The following is a 19,409-nucleotide window of genomic DNA, read 5'->3' on the forward strand; positions in this document are numbered from 1 at the left end:
CCTTCCTGCGGTCGGCTTGATCATCGCAGCCCGGCCGACGAGTGAGCCAGCCCGGTGAGTTCGGCTGCCGCTTCCCACGCCACGGCGTCAGCCGTCGAGCAGCCGTCGTGCCGTGAGGGCGAGCCTGGCCCGCAGGAGTCCGGAGGGCTGGGCGGGGGACGATGTCCGGGCTCTTGCCGATCCGGTCGAGCCGGCGGGCGACACTGGTAGACGTCCACAGTCTCCAGGTCGTCCGGATGGGCGGCGAGGCGCTCGAGCCACGTCGGCGTTCTCGCGCACCGCCTCCGGCGGTGTCTCGGCGAGCAGCGCCAGGGCGCCCAAGTCGCCGTGTTCACGACCGGGTCTCGGTGGCATCGGCACCGCGGAGTTCGCCCCGAACCGCGACGAGGACATCGCCTATGCGCTCCGGCTGCTTCCGCGGGCGTGTCCCAGCGGAGGGTCGCCGGAACGGGCGCCGCACTGCGCCGCCCGTTCCGGTGACAGCTGGTCCGCTTCGCCTGCTCGCGAACTCCCGGCCGGGTAGCCTGAATTGAGGCCACGGCGGGGGAGTGATGCGGGTGCGGTTCCGGGCGTGGGTCGTGGAGGGGGAGCTGGGGCGCGGCGGGATGGGCGTGGTGTACGCGGCCGTTCACCGGGAGAGCGGAGAGCGCCGCGCCCTCAAGGTCGTCCACGCACCCGCCGGCGCTGAGGAGGAGATGGCCCGTTTCTCCCGCGAGGTGCGGCTCTGCATGGCACTGAGCCACCCGCACGTGGTGCGCGTGGAGGGCGTGGAGCGCGTCGGCCCCGAGGACGGCGCCTCGCCGGCGGGGACGGAGCCGTGCTGTCTGGTGCTGGAGTTGTGCGACGGCGGCAGTCTCGCCGACCGGGTGGGCCGTGACGGCCCGCTTCCGGTGCGCCAGGCCCTGGAGCTCTTCGACGGTGTTCTGGCCGGGCTCGGCCATGTCCACCAGGAGCACGGCGTGGTCCATCGCGACATCAAGCCCCACAACATCCTGCTCAGCCTCGGCTCCGACGGCCGGATCACGGCCAAGCTCGCCGACTTCGGCCTGGCCAAGGCCTACGACAGCGCCGGGCTGAGCGGGCTGACCCGCACCGGCGTGGTCATGGGCACGCCCGCCTTCATGCCGAGAGCCCAGCTGATCAACTACAAGTACGCGACCCCCGAGGTCGACGTGTGGTCCGCCGCGGCCTCCCTCTACTACGTCCTTACCGGCACGACGCCGCGAGATCTCCCGCCGGGCTGGGATCCCTGGCTGGCCGTCGCCGGCTGTCCCGTCGTGCCGGCCGGCAAGCGGCGGGCCGGTCTGCCGCCGGGCCTGTGCGAGGTCCTCGACCACGCGCTCAGCGACGAACCCGACGGCGGCTTCCGGACCGCCGGGGCACTGCGCGCCGCGCTCGACGGGAGCTGAGATGGAAGCAGGCAGCACGTTCCTGGGCGAGTTCACGGTCGAACGGCCGCTGGGCAGCGGAGGGTTCGCCGGTGTCGTACTGGTCCGCTCGCGCCGTACCGGGGAGCCGTACGCGGTCAAACGGCTGCACAGTACCGATCCGGCGCATCGGGCGCGGCTGCTCGCCGAGGTGCAGCGCTGGATCGACCTGCCGGAGCACCCGTACATCACACCCTGCCGGTTCGCCCGCAGCCTCGGTGACGAGGTCGTCGTCTTCAGCGAGTACGCCCCGGGCGGCTCACTGGCCGACCGGATCCGATCCGGGGCGCTGTACGAGGGCGGTGCGCGAGCCGCGCTGCGGCGTGTGCTGACCGCGGCGGCTCAGTCCGCCTGGGGGCTGGCGGCCGCCCACGAGGCAGGCCTGCTGCACCTGGACGTCAAGCCCGCCAACCTGTTGGTCGGCGGCGACGGCAGGGTACGGCTGACCGACTTCGGGCTGGCCGCCACCCCGGCCTGGGGGCAGGACAAGCGCGGGCAACTCGAAGCGGTGATCCAGTACATCACCGACGTGCCCGGCACCGACGAGCAGCAGCGCGAGCTGATGCGCGGCATCCTGCGCCAGGAGCTGCACCCGCCCCGGCCCGGCTCCGAGGCCTCCCTCCAGGTCTCCGGCGCCGCCGCCGGAACGCCCGCGTACGCGTCGCCCGAGCAGGCCGAGGGACGGCGGGTCGGCGTCGGCACGGACGTGTGGAGCTGGGCGGTCACCGTCCTGGAGTTGTTGGTGGGCGAGCGCACCTGGCCGGCGGGAACCGTGGCCGGCCTCGTCCTGCAGGCCGCGCGGACCCGGCCGCTGACACCCACCTCGCTGCGTGTGCCGCCCGCCCTGGCCGACCTGCTGGAGCGCTGCTTCCACAGGGAACCCGGCGAGCGCCCCCACCCGCTCGGCGAGCTCGCCGAGGCGGTCCTGCGGATCGCGGAACAGGAGACCGGAGAACCCCTCGCGGCGCCCCCGCCGGTCCGGGCCGCGGCCGAGCCGGGCGGGCGTGAGCCGCTGTACGAACGGCGTGTCCCCGGCGGCGGCCCGTGGCACGACCCGCGCGGGCTGCTGCACTACGCCTACCGCACGGCGGGCCTGGACGAGCGCGACGCCATGGACTTCTGGCCCCTCGACGCCGGTGGCCCGCGTGCCCAACTCCTCGGCGACCTGCGGGCGTTGCGGGAGACTCGGCGGGTGCTCGACGGCCTGCCCCCACACCAGCGGGACGCTCCGGACACGGCGTTCGCGCGCGGCCGGTGCGTGGCGGAGACCGGCCGGGTCCTCGAAGCGCTCGGCGATGTCGACGGCGCCCTCGCGCAATACCGCACGGCCGCCGACCTCGCCGCCCGTCTCGCGGAGGATCACGGCGGGCTGCTGTCGGCCGTCCTCGGCTCGCTGTGCCGCCTCCAGCGCCGCACTGGCGACCTGGCCGCCGCGCTGGACACCGCAGAGCGTGCCGTCGCCCTCGCCCGGAACCGGCCGGGTGAACCGGGGCAGGGAGACATCCTGGCCCACGCCCTGCTGCTGGAGGCCAACGTCCTGAGCGACAGGGCCGACGAGGAGGCCGGGCCGCGTCGGGCCACGCTGCTGGCCCGGGCCGTGCAGCTGTACGAGACCTCCGCCGAGGAGTTCCAGCGGTCCGACGACCCGCTGGACGTCGTACCCAGCCTGATGAACCTCGCCGCCGCCGAGCACACACGCCGCGACGAGCGGCGTGCCACCGAACTCTGGCGCAGGGCCGACGCCATGCTGAACGGGTACCTGGACCGCGCCCCGGGCGACCGGCGCGCCCGGGAGATGCGTGCCGCCCTGTCCGTCCAGCGGGCGCAGGCGGGAGCGCCGGGGCACGCGGCCGACGCCGTGGAGGTGCTCACCCCGATGGTGTGCGACGAGGGTGTGCACCAGCTGGCCGGGCGCCTGGGCGAGGCGCTGATCCTGCGGGGGCGGGACGAGGAACTCGCCGGCCGGGTACACGCCGCGCGCGACAGCTACGCCGAGGCGGTCCGCCACCTGGAGCAGGCCGTGCTGCTGGCCGGCGACGCGGCCGACGCCGACCACCTCGCCAGAGCCCATGACAACCTGGCCAACCTCATCGGGATCCTTGAGGACCCGGCGCGCGGCCTGGAGCACGCGCGCACCTCGCTCGATCTGTGGCGCCGGCTCGTCGCACTGGACGGTGTCGCGGCCTGGGGCCCCAGGTTCCTGCACGCCCTGTCCAAGCTCGCCCAGACCGCGCTCGACGCCGACGCGCCCGAGGAGGCCGAACGCTGTCTGGCCGAGGCGCTGGAGATCCTGGCCGCGCCGGAGTACGCGGAGTCCGCGCCTGTGCCCGACCCGGAGGCGGCGGCCGTCCACCGCGGCCGCGCCGTGTGGCTGCGCCGCACCGGCCGGCCGCAGGAAGCGCTGGAAGCGTGCGGCCGGGCCCTCGACGCCCTGGGCGCACCCGGCGACACGGCGGGCCGGACGCACGGGGACGCCGACCCGGCCCTGCGGCCGGCGACGGCCGGCATGTACGTGCTGACCCTGGAGACGCTCTCCGGGGCGTACGGCGACCTCGGCGCGTACGAGCGGGCCCTCAGCGCGCAGGAGGCGGCGCACGCCGCCCTCGCCCGGTCGCCGGGGGTTCACGCACCGTCGGCGGAGCTCGCGCAGAGCGCTCAGCGTGTGGGCAACGCACGGCTGTTGTACGGCACCACGGCCGAGGCGGCCGAGGCCGCGCGCGACGCCCTCCACCAGTACTCCGTGCTGATCGCCCGGGGCCGGGGCGACCTCGCCATGGAAGCCTCACGCGTGACCGCTGCGCTCGCCACCGCACTGGTCTGCCTCGGCGACATCGAAGGCGCTGAACGCGCCCTGGAGCAGGCGGTGTCCCGGCACGCCGCCCTGGCCACCGACGATCCCGCCCTCGGCCGCGCCGTCCGCTTCGCGAGCCGGTGGCTGCCCGACTCGCCGAAGCCCGCCCACCGCCGGGGCGGCGACCTGCACGCCTTCATGTTCGAGGCGCTCAGCGAGCAGCGGGAGGAGCTGCGCGCACTGCTCGCCGTCACGCCCTCCCGCGTGCCCGCTCGACTCGCCGCGTTCGAGGAGGACCTGCAGTCGGCCGTCGGCATCGGGTCCCGAGGGGCGACACGCGACGCCTCCGTGCTGCTGGAGCAACTCGTCGGCAAGCTCGCCTGGCTCACCGCCAGGCACCCTGGAGCGAGCGCCGAGCACCTGTACGGGGAGGCCGCCCTGCGGCTGGGCATGTACGCCATGATGTGCCGTCGCGACGCGGTCGCCGTGAACGCCTTCGCCCGGGGTGCGGCGGCCTACCGCACCCTCGTCGTCGAGTACCGGCGCAGCGACCTGGTGGAGCGGTACCTGCGGACGCTGTCCGCACCGATCATGCTGCACGGCTCACGCGGCGACACGGAGTCGGTGCGTGCCGCACTGCGGACCCTGGAGGACGAGGCGCTGCGCCACGACCACCGCAACGCCCGGCGCTGGATGGAAAGGGCTCACGCCAACCTCGCCCGCCTCGGTGGGGCGGGCGGCGCCTAGGAACCGGTGGCACGCAGCCACAGCGGGGCGCCCACGAGGATGCGCCGGGCGCCGTCCAGTCCGGGCTCGTGCCGGAAGTCCCAGCGGCCCGGGGTGAGCGTGACGTCCTGGTAGACCACGGCCGCGTACTGACAGGAGTCGATGCCCGCGATGGTGTATGCGCGGGTCTCCGGACGCCGGTCGTGGTCGGACGGGTCGTCGGGCATGCCTTGATACAGCGCCGCTCTCAGCGCCTCGACCGCCACGGACTCGGCGTCGTACAACCGGGGGATCCGCGCTCCACGGCTGGCGACGAACTCGTCGATCGCGGGAGCGGCCGACGACGTCCATCCGGTCGCCTGGTCGGCCGGCGCCCTGTAGCCGGTCAGATTGCCCAGGCTGCCGAACAGACACAGGTCGACCCGCGAGCCGCGCCCGCTGACCTGCCGGACATGCACCAGGCAGGTCTCCTGGCGCAGGCCGTCCTCCGTGACGGACCGCCACCGCTGGAACTCGGTGACATCGGCCCGGCCCTGTCCCTGGACGAAGGGGAGCGGGCCGGGAGCGTCGAGGTCGGACACCAGCTGACGGCCCAGCTTCTTCGAGATCTTCTTCATGATCTCGAAGCGGGTCACCCTGCTCCGTTCGTGACCGCTGAGTTCGACTCCCGCGCCGCCGGCACCCACCTTGACGACCGACTTGAGACGGGGGTCGAGACGAATGCCGTTGGAGTCGATCACCTCCTCGACGAGGCGATCCGACCAGTACACGAATCTGCCCGCAGCCGTTCTGGGCATCTGTCGACCTCCGCGAAGCTCCGGCCTGCCACGCGGGGAGGCCGTCGGTAACAGGAAGACGACCGGAGCCACCGCCGAAGTTCCCTCCGGTGAACCCCCGTTGCCGGCCTCCTGCTCCGAAGATCGGCTCACCCATGTCACAGACCGCCGCGCTGTCTCGTCTCAGATCGCGGAGAACGACTTGGGATCAGGAAGGTGATGGTCATGCGGGTGTTCGTGGCGGGCGGAACCGGCGTGCTCGGGCGGCGGCTGATACCGCGACTTGTGGCCCGGGGCCACCAGGTGACGGCCACGACGACGAGCGCGACCAAGCTCGGACAGGCCGAGAGGCTGGGCGCGAGAGCCGTCGTCATGGACGGACTGGACGCGGTGTCCGTCGGCGAGGCGGTGGCGGCCGCCCGGCCGGACGTGATCGTGCACCAGATGACCGGGATCAGCCTCGCGCACGCCGGCAAACCCGATCTGAAGCACTTCGACCGGTGGTCCCTGCCCACCATCAGGCTGCGCACCGAGGGAACCGACCACCTCCTGGCGGCGGCCGAGGCGACCGGCGTACCGCATGTCGTCGCGCAGGGCTACGCCAACTGGAACGGCATCCGCGAGGGCGGATGGGTGAAGACCGAGGAGGACCCGCTGGACCTGCACGAGGGGACGCCCGCGTACGCGGCGATGGCCGCGCTGCGGCACGTGGAGGACTCGGTCGGCAAGGCCGGCGGCGCGATTCTGCGCTACGGCGGGTTCTACGGGCCGGGCGCCACCGACGACCAGCTCGAACTCGTCCGCAAGCGTCAGTTCCCGCTGGTCGGGGACGGAACCGGGTACGCCTCGTGGGTACACCTCGACGACGCGGCGAGCGCCACCGTCCTCGCCGTGGAGCAGCAGGCGAGGGGCGTCTTCAACATCGTCGACGACGAACCCGCCCCGGAGAGCGAATGGCTGCCGTATCTGGCGGCCTGCGCGGGTGCCAAGCCGCCGATGCGGGTGCCGAAGTGGCTGGCCCGGCTGCTGGCCGGGGAGGTCGTGGTGACGATGATGACCGAGGGCCGGGGCTTCTCCAACGCCAAGGCCAAGCGTGAACTCGGCTGGCAGCTGCGCTATCCCTCGTGGCGCCAGGGCTTCAAGGAGGGGCTGGCGTGAGCCGGGTCGAGGAGTTCGAGGAGCTGCGGCCCCTGCTGTTCTCGATCGCCTACCGCATCCTGGGCAGTGTGGCCGAGGCCGAGGACGCGGTCCAGGAGACCTGGCTGCGCTACGACCTCTCCACCACGCGGCCGACCTCGACCAGGGCGTATCTCTCGGCCACGGTCACCCGCATCTCGATCGACGTGCTGCGCTCGGCCCGGGTACGGCGCGAGGAGTACGTCGGACCGTGGTTCCCCGAGCCGCTGCTCACCGACCCCTACCAGGACCCCGAGCACGCGGCGGAACTGGCCGACTCGCTGTCCATGGCGTCCCTGCTCCTGCTGGAGCGGCTCAGCCCGCTCGAACGCGCCGTCTTCGTACTGCGGGAGGTGTTCGCCTTCGGCTTCCCCGACATCGCCACCGCCGTGGGACGCTCCGAGGCGGCCTGCCGACAGCTCGCCGTACGCGCGCGCCGCCACATGGACGCCGGCAGGCCCCGCTTCGAGGCCGACCGGAAGGAACGCGAGGAGCTCGCGGAACGGTTCTTCGACGCCTTGAAGAACGGTGACGTCGACGGGCTGCGGCAACTCCTCGCCGCCGACGTGCAGATGGCCGCGGACAGCGGTGGCAAGGCCCCGCGCTGGGCCGAGGCGATCCACGGCGTCGACCAGATGTGCCACATGCTCGACCAGCTCCTCCTGCCGTTCCTCCGCATCGGCGGCGCCATGGAGCCACGCCAGGTCAACGGCCAGCCGGGCGCCGTCTTCCGCGACCGCGACGGCAAAGTCGTCAACACCTGGACCCTCGACATCCTCGACGGGCGGATCCAGGCGATCCGCACGGTCAGCAATCCCGACAAGCTCGGCCACATGGGCCCCGTCGCGGATGCCTGGGCCCTGCTGCGCGAGGCGGAGCAGGCCCGCCGCGACATGGCCGGCCCGCAACCGGCAGACCCGGCCACGGAACGCGTACGGGAAGCAGAACAGGAGAATCGGACGTGATCAGGATCGGCGTCATCATCGGCAGCACCCGCCCCGGCCGCAAGGGCGACCGGGTGGCCGCGTGGGTACGGGACCTCGCCGTTGAACACGCGGGCGAGGCGGCGGACTTCGAACTCGTCGACGTGAAGGACCACGCGCTGCCGCTGCTCGACGAAGCGGTCCCGGCGCTCGTGGCGCCGGGCGAACGACCGCACACCAGGCGCTGGGCCGAGCGGATCGGCTCGTACGACGCCTTCATCGTCGTCACCCCCGAGTACAACACCGCCCCTCCGGCCTCCCTGACCAACGCCATCGACTACCTCCACCAGGAGTGGGGCGCCAAGCCGGTCGCCTACGTGGGCTACGGCGTCTACGGCGCGGTCATGGCGGTGCAGAAGCTGCGCGCCCAGGCGGGAGTGCTGCGCATGGCGGACATCGGACCGCAGGTGGCGCTGTCGCTGCGCGAGGACTTCGTGAACTTCACGGACTTCCGTCCGCAGGAGCTGCACGTGCCCGAGGTGCACGGCCTGGTCGACGAGCTGCTGACCTGGGCACGGGCACTCGCCCCACTCCGGGCGGCGTCCCCGGCGACGGCCTGAACGGATGCCGACGGGCCTGGCCTCAGTCGAGGAGCCGGAGGAGAACGGCGGCCTCCGCGCGGAGTCGTGCTGCCCGGTCGGCCTGCGCGGGCGCCGTGAACTGCGCCGCGAGCGCGAGCCGTTCGTCGGCCTCGGCGCGCACGATGTCGGTGATGTGCTGTTCGCTCAGCTCACGCCGGGCGGCCTCGGTGGCACCGACGCCGACCGGCGCCTGCTCGATGGCCAAGCCCCGGAGCCCGGCCGAACCCACCGGTACCGCCTCGGCGTTGTCCACCGCGGCAAGGGTGGAACGCAGGGCGCTCACCGCCACCTTGTCGCGGGCACGCATCGCTTCTCGCAGGGCTTGACGCATCTGATGGCGAAGGGACATGCGGGTGACCCTATGGTCCGTCCACGAGACCCTCAACGGAATATGGGTCAGGCGTTCGGGTCGAAGGGGATGCCCGAGGGCATGGAGTGCGCCAGCGCGTACTGGAAGTCGCCGTCCTTGATCTTGATGGTGGCTTCGCCGAAGTCGGCGCTCAAAAGCTTGTCCCGGAAGCCGGCCGGGTAGCCGTTCCAGCCCACCAGGCGGGGGTAGAACCAGCCGCCGGTCACGTTCTCGGGAGGCTCGTCGTTGCTGTTGGCGAAGCGGAAGTCGTGGGTGGAGAGGCCGTCCTTGTGGTAGACGATCTTCGGGTGCGTGCCGTCGAAGCGGACCGAGGAGCGGGCGGCCACCTGGTAGCTGGTGTGCTGGGACACCGAGACGTACTGGACCTCGTTGTTGTTGATCCACACCACGACGTGCTCCCAGTCGTGGGTGTGCCCGATGGCCGCCGGGCCCAGGGTCGCCTGGTCCTTCTCGAAGTAGCTGGCGTACATGACGGCACACCAGCCGTTGTTGCACTTCTCCCGTGAGTAGGTGTTCGCGTTGGCGAGTTGGGCGTAGTCATGGCAGTGGCCGTTGACGTCGCCGCCGAGTTTCAGACCGGGGTTGATGGTTCCGTCGGCGCCGATGGCGGCGGTGGCGTAGCAGCCGTCGCCGTCGTAGTCATAGGCGGGCGAGAAGGTCTGCTCCAGGCCGTCGGCGTTCTGCGGCAGCAACTGCAGGACGCTGGCGTCGGCGCGGCCCGGCAGGGACACCACGAGGGCCAGCGCGGCGAGGGCGGCGGCGGCCGTGAAGGCGGCCGTGGAAGGGGACTTGGCCATGAGTTGGGGGGTGCCCTTCACGTGGGGGTGGCGGGAGCCATGAACCTAAAGGCGTGGACAACTTTCGTCAAGTAGTGAAGTAAGTAGTTGAGCAAGCTGGTTGGGATCCGCATCAACCTGAGGGGAAGTCGTATGCCAGCCGATGAGGCAGCGCGCAACAAGGCGACGGCCGCGCGTTTTCATGACGCCGTGAGCACCAGGAATCCGGAGATCATCTCGAAGACGATCGATGAGCTCGTGGCACCGGACGTTCTGTTCCATGCGCCGGTGCCGATGGGCATGACGGGAGCGCAGGCACTCAAACAGGTGTGGACGGTGCTCCTACGCGCGTTCCCCGACGTTCACGTCGAGGTTGAGGATGTGATCGCCGAGGGGGACAAGGTCGTGGCCCGGAACACGGTGACCGGGACCCACCGGGGCGAGTATCGGGGGATGCCGCCGACCGGCAGGTCCGTCACCTACGGCGAGATCTTCGTCTTCCGGTTCGAGGGCGGCCGGATCGCCGAGATCTGGGGTGTGGTCGATGTCTTCTCACAGTTGCGCCAGCTGGGAGCTGTCTCGTAGACGATCCGGTCGGTTCACCGGCCCACGGTGGCCACACCGTCGATCTCGACGCGCACGCCCTCGCGCACGAGTTGCGTGACGACTGTCGTCCGAGCCGGAAACCGCGGGCAGTCCGCGAAGAACTCGCGGTAGACCCTGTTGAAGGTGGCGAAATCGCCGCCGTCCCTGAGGTAGCAGGTGCACTTGACGATCAGCTCCTTCCCGCTTCCCGCGGCGGCGACGACCGCGACGAGGTTGTGCAGCACCTGCCGCACCTGTGCGGAGAAGTCGTCCGGTATCTCGTGCGTGATCGGGTCGAGCGGGCCCTGACCGGACGTGAACACCAAGTCGCCGACCCTGATGGCCTGGGACAAGGGCGGCTCGGTGCCATCGGGGAAGCGGACAAACGGGGCCTTGTCGGTGTGGACGCCTTCGATCATGCGGGCATTGTGCTGTACGTGGCCTGCCCGACGGGAGCGGACATCCGCTTGTCAGCTGTTTCTGGCGAGGAACCCGGGTCTTCAGGCCCGGGAGGAATCGCCTCCTCAACCACGGCGCCGCGCAGCGGCGCCGCTTCACTGCCCTCCGGTGCTCCAGCAGCCGGGCACGGCAGCTATCGCCAGTACCTGGCACTGAGGCACATGGGCAACTGCGGCCCACATCGGGGCCGTTGTCAGTGTCGAGGGGTACGGTTCGTCGCGTGAAGATCGTCGTGCAGGCAAAGCTGTTGCCGACTGCCGTGCAGGCGGTCGCGCTGCGGTCGACCCTGCTCGAGTGCAACGACGCCGCGAACTGGGTCTCCAGGATTGCGTTCGAGCACGGCGTCCCGCGCGAATACGAACTCCGGAAGTACACGTACGCGGAGCTGAAGGCCCGCGGACTAGGTGCGCAGGCGGCGCAGCACGTCATAAAGAAGGTCCGCGACGCCTATACGACCCTGCGCGCGAACATCAAAGCCGGCAAACTGGGCAAGCCGCGTTCGAAGCGCCGGGTGAAGGCCGAGTCAAAGCCGATCACCTTCCGAGCCGGCGCAGCTCAGCCGTACGACGACCGGTGCCTTAGCTGGCAGCATGATTCAGGGGCCGTTTCCCTATGGACGACGGCCGGCCGGCTCAAGGGCGTGCGCTTCGTCGGGTCCGCCGCCCAGCTGGAGGTGCTGCGCGAGTACCGCCAGGGCGAGTCGGACCTCGTCGAACGCGACGGAGAGTTCTACCTCCTCGCGACGTGCGACGTTCCCGAGACCGACCTCAACGAGAATCCGGACGGATTTCTCGGCGTCGACCTCGGCATCGTCAACATCGCAACGACGTCTGACGGCGACGTACTCGCCGGCCGGAGACTGAACCGGTACCGGGCCCGGCAGATGCGGCTGCGGGCGAAGCTGCAGAAGAAGGGCACGAAGTCTGCGAAGCGCCGCCTGAAGGAGCGCTCGCGGCGCGAGCGGAGGTTCGCCGCCAACACCAATCACGTCATCTCCAAACGCATCGTGGCAGAGGCTGAACGCACCTCGCGCGGCATCGCCCTGGAAGATCTCAAGGGCATCCGTGCGAGGGCACGGCTCAGAAAGCCCCAACGGGCCGCGGTGCACTCGTGGGCATTCGCCCAGCTCGGGCAGTTCCTGGCGTACAAGGCCCGCCGTGCCGGCGTGCCCCTGGTCTTCGTCGACCCGGCGTACACCAGCCAGACGTGTGCCGAGTGCGGACATGTAGACAAGCGGAACCGGGCCTCGCAGGCCCGGTTCCAATGCAGGTCGTGTGGCGTCGTTGCGCACGCCGACCTGAATGCTTCCCGCAACATCGCCCGAAAGGGCGAGACTGCGTGGAATGCGGGGCGTGAGTCACGCGTCCCGGCCCCTGCCTAGCGGGTGGCTCGGATGCGGGAGGTCACGCGGCAGCCAGCCGCGCCCTACCTGCAAGCCGGTCCTTCAGGACCGGGTCAAGTTGACAGGCTGGTCAGCAGGTTGTCGAGTGGGGCGGGTACGCGGTCGGGGGCGAGGGCCTCGACGAGGACGCGGCCGTAGTGGATCTTGCGCCCTTTCTTCGTACCGAGGAAGCGCCGCAACCGCTGGTGCGCGGTGCGGCCCCGCTGCGCGGGCTGGCGCAGGAAGGTCTGCAGGGCACGCAGGTCGCCCTCCGCTCGCACGAGTTCCTCCACCCGTGTCACGCCCAGCGCGCGGATGAGCTCGTCCTCCAGATCCGCCGTGCACACGAAGAACCCGTGCTGTGCCGAGCCGGCCCCCTCCAACGCGCGGGCGTAGTAGCCGCGCTCAGCCTCGTCGCACAGTCCCGTGAGTCGCAGGCCCAGGCCGGATGGCCCGAGGAGGCGGGCGAAGCGCCCGACACTCATCGCGCCGCCGATCGACAGGACGCAGACGCCTTCGGCAGCCAGGTCCCGGTCGCGGCGCTCGGCCAGCGCATCGACCGCCGCGACGTCGCTCAGCCCTTCGAGCAGGACGGCGGTCCGGACGGACAGCCGCTCGGCCAACTCGCGCGCAGGGTCGCCGGGGCCACCCGCCGCCCACGCGGTGACGGCTTCCCGGAACGACGTCATGTCAGCCATGAGAATGAGTCTGCGCCCTTCCCGGCCGCGGTGGCAGGGATTTTCCCCCGGCCCGTCGGCGGGCGGTGCGCAGGTGCCACTTTCGTGGCGTCCGGATGCGAAACTGCCACAAGATCGGCGCGCACCGTCGCGGGGAGGATCCATGACCGTCACCTACCTGATGCTCGCACGCCTGCCGGAGGGACGCCTGGACGCCTTCGACGCCTACGAGAGCACCGTGCTGCCGCTCCTCGCCGAGCACGGGGGGCGACTCGAACGGCGGCTGCGCACTCTGGACGACCGCGTCGAAGCCCACGTCGTCAGCTTTCCCGGCGACGAGGACTTCGCCGCATACCGGGCAGATCCCCGGCGCTCCTCTGCCGCGCCCCTGCTGGAATCGTCCGGAGCGGCGATCGAACTCCTCGCTGTGCGGGACGTGCAGTGACACGGCGGGGCTGAACGAACGGCGTGCACGCGCGGGCGGGGGCACGCAGCCCGGACCGAGGCGCTGACCCGCACCGAAGTCGCCGATGGAAGCGGCCCGCGCATACGGCGACGGCGGCGCCGAGACCGTCACTTCTGGCCCCCACCGCCTCAGGAGGGGGGAAGAGCCGCCAGCATGGCCCGTGCCGTGGCGCTCGCGTCGTAGTCCTCGCTCACGCCCGGAACCAGGATGATGTCGCCCTCGATGTGCCGCGAGCGCAGGGGCGCGATGGCCTGATACTCCTCGGAGTCCCACCAGGCGCGCGCCTGCGAGATCGACGGGAAGCCGATCACGACGACGTGCCCGGGCCATGCGCCCTCCTTCACCTCGTGCGCACTGCCGTGTACGAGGAACCGGCCGCCGTACGGCTCGAAGGTGGCGGTGATGCGCGCGATGTACTCGGCGATCTCCGGGTGCGGAGCGGCTTCCCGCAGATGAGCGATCGCGTAGGCGGTCATGGTGTCCCTCCCGTTGGTCGGCTGTGGTGCTGTTGACGATCCTGCCGCCGGTGCGTGCCGAGGTCGATGACCTGCCAGGTAATACGAGGCATGGAACCAGCCACCGTCGGCGTCTGAGGCCGACTGTTCTGACGTGGTGTTTTACAGTGGCTGGCATCAGTTCCGGCGATACACCTGTGAGGAATTCGCGAACATGCCGACTGAAACGCTCGAGTTTCAGGTAGAGGCCCGTCAGCTGCTGCAGCTGATGATCCACTCGGTCTACTCCAACAAGGACGTCTTCCTGCGTGAACTCGTCTCCAACGCCTCCGACGCGCTGGACAAGCTGCGTCTGGAGAAGCTGCGGGACGACTCGCTGGACGCCGACGTGTCCGACCTGCACATCGAGATCGACATCGACAAGGACGCCCGCACCCTCACCGTGCGGGACAACGGCATCGGAATGTCGTACGACGAGGTCGGGAAGCTCATCGGCACCATCGCCAACTCCGGCACCGCACAGTTCCTCCAGGAGTTGCGGGAGGCCAAGGACGCGGCTGGGACTGAGGGGCTGATCGGACAGTTCGGCGTCGGCTTCTACTCCGGCTTCATGGTGGCGGACGAGGTCACCCTGGTCACCCGGCGCGCCGGCGAGAGCCAGGGCACCCGGTGGACGTCGCGCGGTGAGGACACGTACACGCTGGAGCCGGTCGACGACGCGCCGCAGGGCACCTCGGTCACCCTCCACCTCAAGCCCGCCGACCCGGAGAACCAGCTCCACGACTACACCTCCCCGTGGAAGATCAGGGAGATCGTCAAGCGCTACTCGGACTTCATCACCTGGCCCATCCGGATGGTGCCGGACCGGGGCGAGGGCGACGAGGCGCGCGAGCCCGAGACGCTGAACTCGATGAAGGCGCTGTGGGCGCGGTCGCGTGACGAGGTGTCCGACGACGAGTACCACGAGCTGTACAAGCACATCGGGCACGACTGGCGCGATCCGCTGGAGACGATCCGGCTGCAGGCCGAGGGCACCTTCGAGTTCCAGGCCCTGCTGTTCCTGCCCGCGCACGCTCCGCACGACCTGTTCACCCGGGACTTCCGGCGTGGGGTGCAGCTGTACGTCAAGCGCGTGTTCATCATGGACGACTGCGAGGCGCTGCTGCCGCCGTACCTCCGCTTCGTCAAGGGTGTCGTCGACGCGGCCGACCTCTCGCTCAACGTGTCCCGGGAGATCCTCCAGCAGGACCGGCACATCGAGATGATGCGGCGGCGGCTGACGAAGAAGGTCCTGTCCACGGTCAAGGACATGATGACCAAGGACAGGGACCGATACGCCACGTTCTGGCGGGAGTTCGGCACCGTCCTGAAGGAGGGGCTGGTCACCGACCCGGAGAACCGCGACGCCATCCTCGCCCTCGCGTCGTTCGCGAGCACGCACGACGACACCGAGCCGACCACGCTCAAGAGTTACGTCGAGCGGATGAAGGACGGCCAGGACGACATCTACTACCTGACCGGCGAGTCCCGGCAGAGCATCGAGAACTCCCCGCACATGGAGGCCTTCCGGGACCGGGGCATCGAGGTGCTGCTGCTCACCGATCCCGTCGACGAGGTGTGGGCCGACGCCGTCGGCGAGTACGACGGCAAGAAGCTGCGGTCCGTCGCCAAGGGGCAGATCGACCTCGACGCCAAGGACGACGACACCGCCGAGGTCGAGCGGGAGAAGCAGACCGAGGACTACGCCGGCCTGCTCGGCTGGATGCAGGAGCAACTGGACGAGGACATCAAGGAGGTGCGCCTCTCCTCCCGTCTCACCGTCTCCCCGGCCTGTGTCGTCTCGGACGCGAACGACCTGACCCCGGCGCTGGAGAACATGTACCGCGCGATGGGCCAGGAGGTGCCCCGCGCCAAGCGGATCCTGGAGCTCAACCCGGGCCACCAGCTGGTGAAGGGCCTCAACCAGGCGTACAAGGAGCGCGAGGACCGCACGGGGCTCATCGAGACCACGGAACTCCTGCACGGTCTGGCGGTACTCGCCGAGGGCGGCCAGCCCAAGGACCCCGCCCGTTTCGTCAAGCTGATGGCGGACCGCCTGGAACGCGCGCTGTAACGCGGACTTGCCGGACGTCCGGTGGCCTGTTCCGCGGAGCGGGGCAGGCCACCGGACGATTCGCCCGGACGCGACGGGCCATCCTCAAGGGCCGAGCGCCGCCCGGCGCCGCCGCAGATAGCGCAGCGCGCCCGCTGTGATGACCAGCGGCCACAGCAGGTACCAGCCCGTCATGACGAGGAGGGCGGCGACCGCGGCGAGCGCCAGAAGGGCACAGCGGCGCGGCAGGCCGCCTCGGGGCAGAAGCCGTACCGCGGCGGCCGTGCCCAGGGTGTACACGGTCACGAACGACCCGGTGGTGAGCAGCACGAGCGGCTGTGGGCCCACGTCGGCGACCGCGGTGGCGGCGAGGGCGAGGCCCGAGAGGCCCGTCACGACCGCCAGGCTGCGGCGTGGCACCTCGCCGGCGCTGCCGCCCCGGTCGAGCCAGGCGGGCAGCGCGCCGTCGCGACCGAGCGCGGCGCCCAGTCTGGCCGCGCCGGCGAAGTAGGCGTTCATCGTGCCGAGGGTGAGGAGCACGGCGGCGGTCGCGGCCAGCACGTGGACCGTGCCGCCGATGCCGAGGGTGAGCAGTTCGGCCAGCGGGGCGTCGGAGGTGCCGGCGGCCTGGCCGAGCACCAGGACGCTGGTGGCCGCGACGGCGAGGTAGAGCACACCCACGACGGCGACCGCAACGGCGGTGGCGCGGGGCAGGTCGCGTGCCGGACGGCGGAAGTCGGCGGCGAGGTGGGTGATGGCCTCCCAGCCCGCGAAGCTCCACACCAGCAGGGCCGCGGCCGAGCCGATCGCGGGCCAGCCGTGCGGCGCGAACGGATGCAGGTTCCGCAGGCGGGCGTGCGGCAGCGCGGTCAGCACCGCGGTCAGCAACAGCGTGACGAGCAGCACGGCCAGCGCGAGTTGCAGTCGGCCGGACACCGTCACACCGAAGCCGTTGGCCACCGCCACCAGGACCAGCAGGACCGCAGCGGTGATCAGCACCGTGAGCCGGCCGCCGCCGCACGCGCCCGCGACGTACGCACCGGCGAACATGCCCGCGGCCGGAGCGCCCGCGGGCACGGCGAAGTAGAAACACCAGCCGACCACCGCCGCCGCCCGCGCGCCGAAGGCATGCCGAACGTAGGTGGAGACCCCGCCGCCGTCCGGGTAGCGGGCGCCGAGCGCCGCGAACGTGGCCGCGAGCGGCACCGACAGCAGGACCAGCCCGAGCCAGGCGAGCAGTGAGGCGGGCCCGGCCGCCCGGGTGGCCAGCGCCGGCAGGGCGATCACACCGGTGCCGAGCACCGCGTCGACGTAGAGCGCCGTCCCCTGCCAGGCGGTCAGACTCCCGGCGGGCCGAGCGGGCAGGTCCACCGGGGCCGGAGCCCTTGTCATGCGGAGGCCTTCCCGGTCCGGCAAAAGTCCATGGTCCAGTTGGTCTCCCAGCTCCGCCCGCCGTCGGTGGAGAAGGCCTGCTCCCAGTGAGCCGTCGCCGACGTGATGTGCGACCAGATGAAACGGCACCGCACGGGGGTGCCCTCGTGCGTGTCGTCCCCGTGGAACTCGCCCCTGCCGCGCGCGTCGAACCGGCCCACCACAGGCGGTTGCAGCAGTCCCGTACGGCTGCTCACCCAGTTCAGTGACCACTCCTTGCGCCGGGGGTCGTACAGGCGCAGCGTCAGGCCGGTGAAGCCCTTGGTCGGGAAGCTGATCTCGTCGAGGTTGGCGGCTCCGCCGAACAGGGTGCCGTGACAGACCACGGTGGCCGGAAACTCGTCCCACTCGGCGTTTCCGGTCAGCGGTGCCACCAGCCTCCGGTTGGTCACGTCCCAGGTGCCCACCAGGAAGTCGAAGTCCCCGACACCGGGCTCGCGGGTGGTTGCGTCGCTCATCTGCTCATGTCCTTTGCCGTGTCCGTCGGTGCGTGGGGCGCACGCCCGGCCGGGAAAGTAGCCCGGCTTCCCTGACAACCCGTGTCAGTGGAGTGCGGCAGACTTTCGTCATGCGTGCGAGCCGACTGCTGTCCGCCCTGTTGCTGCTCCAGACCCGCGGCCGGATGACCGCCCGGCAACTCGCCGACGAACTGGAGGTGTCCGTCCGGACGGTGTACCGGGACATGGAGTCGCTCTCCGCGGCCGGAGTCCCGCTCTACGGCGACTCCGGTCACGACGGCGGCTACCGACTGCTCGACGGTTTCCGGACCCGCCTGACCGGACTGACCCGCGACGAGGCGCAGGCACTCTCGCTGGCGGGACTGCCCGGACCGGCCGCGGACCTCGGGCTCGGGACCGTACTCGCCACCGCCCAGCTCAAGCTGGCGGCCGCCCTGCCCGAGGAACTGCGCGACCGCACCGGTGAGATACGGCAGCGGTTCCACCTGGACCCCTCCGGCTGGTACGCCGAATCGGACCCGACCCCGCACCTGGCCGCCGTCACCGACGCGGTGTGGCGACAGCGCCGCATCCGCGTGCGCTACCGGCGGTGGACGGCGCCCCAGGAGGTGACCCGCTCGCTGGACCCCTACGGGCTGGTGCTCAAGTCCGGCCGCTGGTACCTGGTGGCGGCCCGGCCGGAGGGCGTGCGCACCTACCGTGTCTCCCAGATCCTGCGGACCCAGGTGCTGGAGGACCGCTTCGAGCGTCCCCATGACTTCGACCTGGCCGCGCACTGGCGGACCTACCTCGCCGACTTCGACGCACGCCGACTGCGGGGCGAAGCGGTCGTACGACTGACACCGACGGTCCTGACGAAGCTGCCCGACCTCATGGAACCGGCGGTGGCACGCGCCGCCCAGGACAGCGCCGGGTCACCGGGTCCCGACGGACGGGTTCAGGTCGTCATGCCCATCGAGTCCGCGGAACACGCCGTCGGCATGCTGCTGCGCCTGGGAGCGGAGGCGGAGGTCGTGGCGCCCGCCGGATTGCGGGCCCTGATGACACAGACGATCAACGCCTTGGCTGACACCTACCGTGACCCGCTGGACAAACACGAAGCCTCACCTAGACTGGGCATCCAGAGATAGAAAATTGGTCTAAGAGCGGAGAGACTTCCCGTGGGAGAGGCCGAGGCCGACGAGCACCTCATCCGTGAGGCCGAGAAGATCGCCGTGGCGTTGGGGCGCATGTTCCCGGGCCTGTGCGAGGTGGTGCTGCACGACCTGCGGGACCCCGAGCACGCGATCCGGGCGATCGAGAACAACCTCTCCGGCCGCCAGGTCGGGGACTCCGCCACGGAGCTGGGCCTGGCCCGCATCGAAGACCCCGACTACCCCAGTGTCATTCAGAATTACCCCAACCAGTTCCCGGACGGCCGACCAGCGAAAAGCACCTCCATCGGCATCAAGAACGCCGCGGGGGAGTACATCGCGGCTCTCTGCCTGAACCTGGACGTGTCCGTGCTGTCGCCGGTGACCCTCACCCTGTCCAACCTGGTGGCCACGGACACCGAGCACCGCGAGCAGCCCCTGGAGGCCCTGCGGGACCGCACCGCGCGCGAACTGCGGCAGGCGGTGGAGGCGCATGCCGCGGAGCGCGCCGCGACTCCCCGTTCGCTGAGCCGGGAGGACAAGAAGGCGCTCGTACGGCAGTTGCAGCGGGACGGCTACTTCGACTCGCGCGACGCCGCACAGACCATCGCGGACCTGCTGGGTGTCTCCCGGGCGACCGTCTACAACTATGCCAAGTAGGGGCAT

General features: G+C 70.9%; 19 protein-coding genes. 11 read left to right on the top strand and 8 right to left on the bottom strand.

What is annotated here, in order from left to right; translation table 11 throughout:
* Nucleotides 1-551 precede the first annotated feature (551 nt).
* Together ACQPXS_RS43500 and ACQPXS_RS43505 are read left to right on the top strand one after the other, a co-directional pair.
* Nucleotides 552-1,409: a serine/threonine-protein kinase gene (locus ACQPXS_RS43500; protein WP_433454993.1), complete on the top strand. Its 858-nt coding sequence runs from the start codon at nt 552-554 to the stop codon at nt 1,407-1,409.
* A 1-nt stretch (nt 1,410) separates the two neighbouring features.
* Nucleotides 1,411-4,965, top strand: coding sequence for a protein kinase domain-containing protein (locus tag ACQPXS_RS43505; protein WP_433454994.1), 3,555 nt, complete (start codon nt 1,411-1,413; stop codon nt 4,963-4,965).
* Here the strand turns inward: ACQPXS_RS43505 and ACQPXS_RS43510 are convergent.
* Nucleotides 4,962-5,741: a hypothetical protein gene (locus ACQPXS_RS43510; RefSeq protein WP_433454995.1), complete on the bottom strand. Its 780-nt coding sequence runs from the start codon at nt 5,739-5,741 to the stop codon at nt 4,962-4,964. The genes ACQPXS_RS43505 and ACQPXS_RS43510 overlap by 4 nt on opposite strands.
* A 198-nt stretch (nt 5,742-5,939) precedes the next feature.
* Here ACQPXS_RS43510 and ACQPXS_RS43515 point away from each other — a divergent pair, with 198 nt between their 5' ends.
* Genes ACQPXS_RS43515 through ACQPXS_RS43525 form a run of 3 tightly spaced genes read left to right on the top strand, consistent with a single transcriptional unit; the run spans nt 5,940 to nt 8,439 of the window.
* Nucleotides 5,940-6,878: an NAD-dependent epimerase/dehydratase family protein gene (locus tag ACQPXS_RS43515; protein ID WP_399181815.1), complete on the top strand. Its 939-nt coding sequence runs from the start codon at nt 5,940-5,942 to the stop codon at nt 6,876-6,878.
* Nucleotides 6,875-7,861, top strand: a complete 987-nt coding sequence (locus ACQPXS_RS43520; RefSeq protein WP_433454996.1) for an RNA polymerase sigma-70 factor — start codon at nt 6,875-6,877, stop codon at nt 7,859-7,861. The genes ACQPXS_RS43515 and ACQPXS_RS43520 overlap by 4 nt, the downstream gene beginning before the upstream one ends.
* Complete coding sequence (locus tag ACQPXS_RS43525; RefSeq protein WP_433454997.1) at nt 7,858-8,439, top strand: NADPH-dependent FMN reductase; 582 nt, start codon at nt 7,858-7,860, stop codon at nt 8,437-8,439. The genes ACQPXS_RS43520 and ACQPXS_RS43525 overlap by 4 nt, the downstream gene beginning before the upstream one ends.
* A gap of 22 nt (nt 8,440-8,461) precedes the next feature.
* Here the strand turns inward: ACQPXS_RS43525 and ACQPXS_RS43530 are convergent, their stop codons facing one another.
* Together ACQPXS_RS43530 and ACQPXS_RS43535 are read right to left on the bottom strand one after the other, a co-directional pair.
* Entirely contained in the window at nt 8,462-8,767 is a 306-nt protein-coding gene (locus tag ACQPXS_RS43530; protein ID WP_433456213.1) for a hypothetical protein, read from the bottom strand.
* Nucleotides 8,768-8,856: 89 nt separating this feature from the next.
* A complete protein-coding gene (locus ACQPXS_RS43535) occupies nt 8,857-9,627 on the bottom strand; it encodes an NPP1 family protein (protein ID WP_365328693.1) in 771 nt (256 codons plus the stop codon).
* Nucleotides 9,628-9,714: 87 nt separating this feature from the next.
* On the opposite strand from ACQPXS_RS43535, the gene ACQPXS_RS43540 reads away from it, so the two are divergent.
* Entirely contained in the window at nt 9,715-10,191 is a 477-nt protein-coding gene (locus ACQPXS_RS43540; RefSeq protein WP_433454998.1) for an ester cyclase, read from the top strand.
* 14 nt (nt 10,192-10,205) lie between these two features.
* Here the strand turns inward: ACQPXS_RS43540 and ACQPXS_RS43545 are convergent, their stop codons facing one another.
* Entirely contained in the window at nt 10,206-10,610 is a 405-nt protein-coding gene (locus ACQPXS_RS43545) for a RidA family protein (RefSeq protein WP_433454999.1), read from the bottom strand.
* A gap of 260 nt (nt 10,611-10,870) precedes the next feature.
* On the opposite strand from ACQPXS_RS43545, the gene ACQPXS_RS43550 reads away from it, so the two are divergent.
* Nucleotides 10,871-12,031: an RNA-guided endonuclease InsQ/TnpB family protein gene (locus ACQPXS_RS43550; protein ID WP_433455000.1), complete on the top strand. Its 1,161-nt coding sequence runs from the start codon at nt 10,871-10,873 to the stop codon at nt 12,029-12,031.
* A gap of 74 nt (nt 12,032-12,105) precedes the next feature.
* Here the strand turns inward: ACQPXS_RS43550 and ACQPXS_RS43555 are convergent, their stop codons facing one another.
* Nucleotides 12,106-12,729: a TOPRIM nucleotidyl transferase/hydrolase domain-containing protein gene (locus ACQPXS_RS43555; RefSeq protein WP_433455001.1), complete on the bottom strand. Its 624-nt coding sequence runs from the start codon at nt 12,727-12,729 to the stop codon at nt 12,106-12,108.
* Nucleotides 12,730-12,871: 142 nt separating this feature from the next.
* Here ACQPXS_RS43555 and ACQPXS_RS43560 point away from each other — a divergent pair, with 142 nt between their 5' ends.
* A complete protein-coding gene (locus ACQPXS_RS43560) occupies nt 12,872-13,153 on the top strand; it encodes a hypothetical protein (protein ID WP_433455002.1) in 282 nt (93 codons plus the stop codon).
* A gap of 149 nt (nt 13,154-13,302) precedes the next feature.
* On the opposite strand, the gene ACQPXS_RS43565 is transcribed toward ACQPXS_RS43560, so the two are convergent.
* Nucleotides 13,303-13,650: a DUF1330 domain-containing protein gene (locus ACQPXS_RS43565; RefSeq protein ID WP_356313007.1), complete on the bottom strand. Its 348-nt coding sequence runs from the start codon at nt 13,648-13,650 to the stop codon at nt 13,303-13,305.
* A 193-nt stretch (nt 13,651-13,843) separates the two neighbouring features.
* Between ACQPXS_RS43565 and htpG the strand changes: the two genes are divergently transcribed.
* Nucleotides 13,844-15,742: a molecular chaperone HtpG gene (gene htpG / locus ACQPXS_RS43570; protein ID WP_433455003.1), complete on the top strand. Its 1,899-nt coding sequence runs from the start codon at nt 13,844-13,846 to the stop codon at nt 15,740-15,742.
* 84 nt (nt 15,743-15,826) lie between these two features.
* On the opposite strand, the gene ACQPXS_RS43575 is transcribed toward htpG, so the two are convergent.
* Both ACQPXS_RS43575 and ACQPXS_RS43580 read right to left on the bottom strand, forming a co-directional pair.
* Nucleotides 15,827-17,113 carry an APC family permease gene (locus ACQPXS_RS43575; RefSeq protein WP_433455004.1) on the bottom strand — a complete coding sequence of 429 codons (1,287 nt, stop codon included), beginning with the start codon at nt 17,111-17,113 and terminating at the stop codon, nt 15,827-15,829.
* Complete coding sequence (locus ACQPXS_RS43580; RefSeq protein WP_433455005.1) at nt 17,110-17,610, bottom strand: hypothetical protein; 501 nt, start codon at nt 17,608-17,610, stop codon at nt 17,110-17,112. The genes ACQPXS_RS43575 and ACQPXS_RS43580 overlap by 4 nt, the downstream gene beginning before the upstream one ends.
* A 110-nt stretch (nt 17,611-17,720) precedes the next feature.
* Between ACQPXS_RS43580 and ACQPXS_RS43585 the strand changes: the two genes are divergently transcribed.
* Both ACQPXS_RS43585 and ACQPXS_RS43590 read left to right on the top strand, forming a co-directional pair.
* Nucleotides 17,721-18,740, top strand: a complete 1,020-nt coding sequence (locus ACQPXS_RS43585; protein ID WP_433455006.1) for a helix-turn-helix transcriptional regulator — start codon at nt 17,721-17,723, stop codon at nt 18,738-18,740.
* Nucleotides 18,741-18,770: 30 nt separating this feature from the next.
* Nucleotides 18,771-19,403 (top strand): helix-turn-helix transcriptional regulator, encoded by a 633-nt coding sequence (locus ACQPXS_RS43590; RefSeq protein WP_433455007.1) that lies wholly within the window; start codon nt 18,771-18,773, stop codon nt 19,401-19,403.
* Nucleotides 19,404-19,409 lie beyond the last annotated feature (6 nt).

Source organism: Streptomyces sp. CA-142005 (assembly GCF_050942335.1).
In the GTDB taxonomy this organism is placed as follows: Bacteria; Actinomycetota; Actinomycetes; order Streptomycetales; family Streptomycetaceae; genus Streptomyces.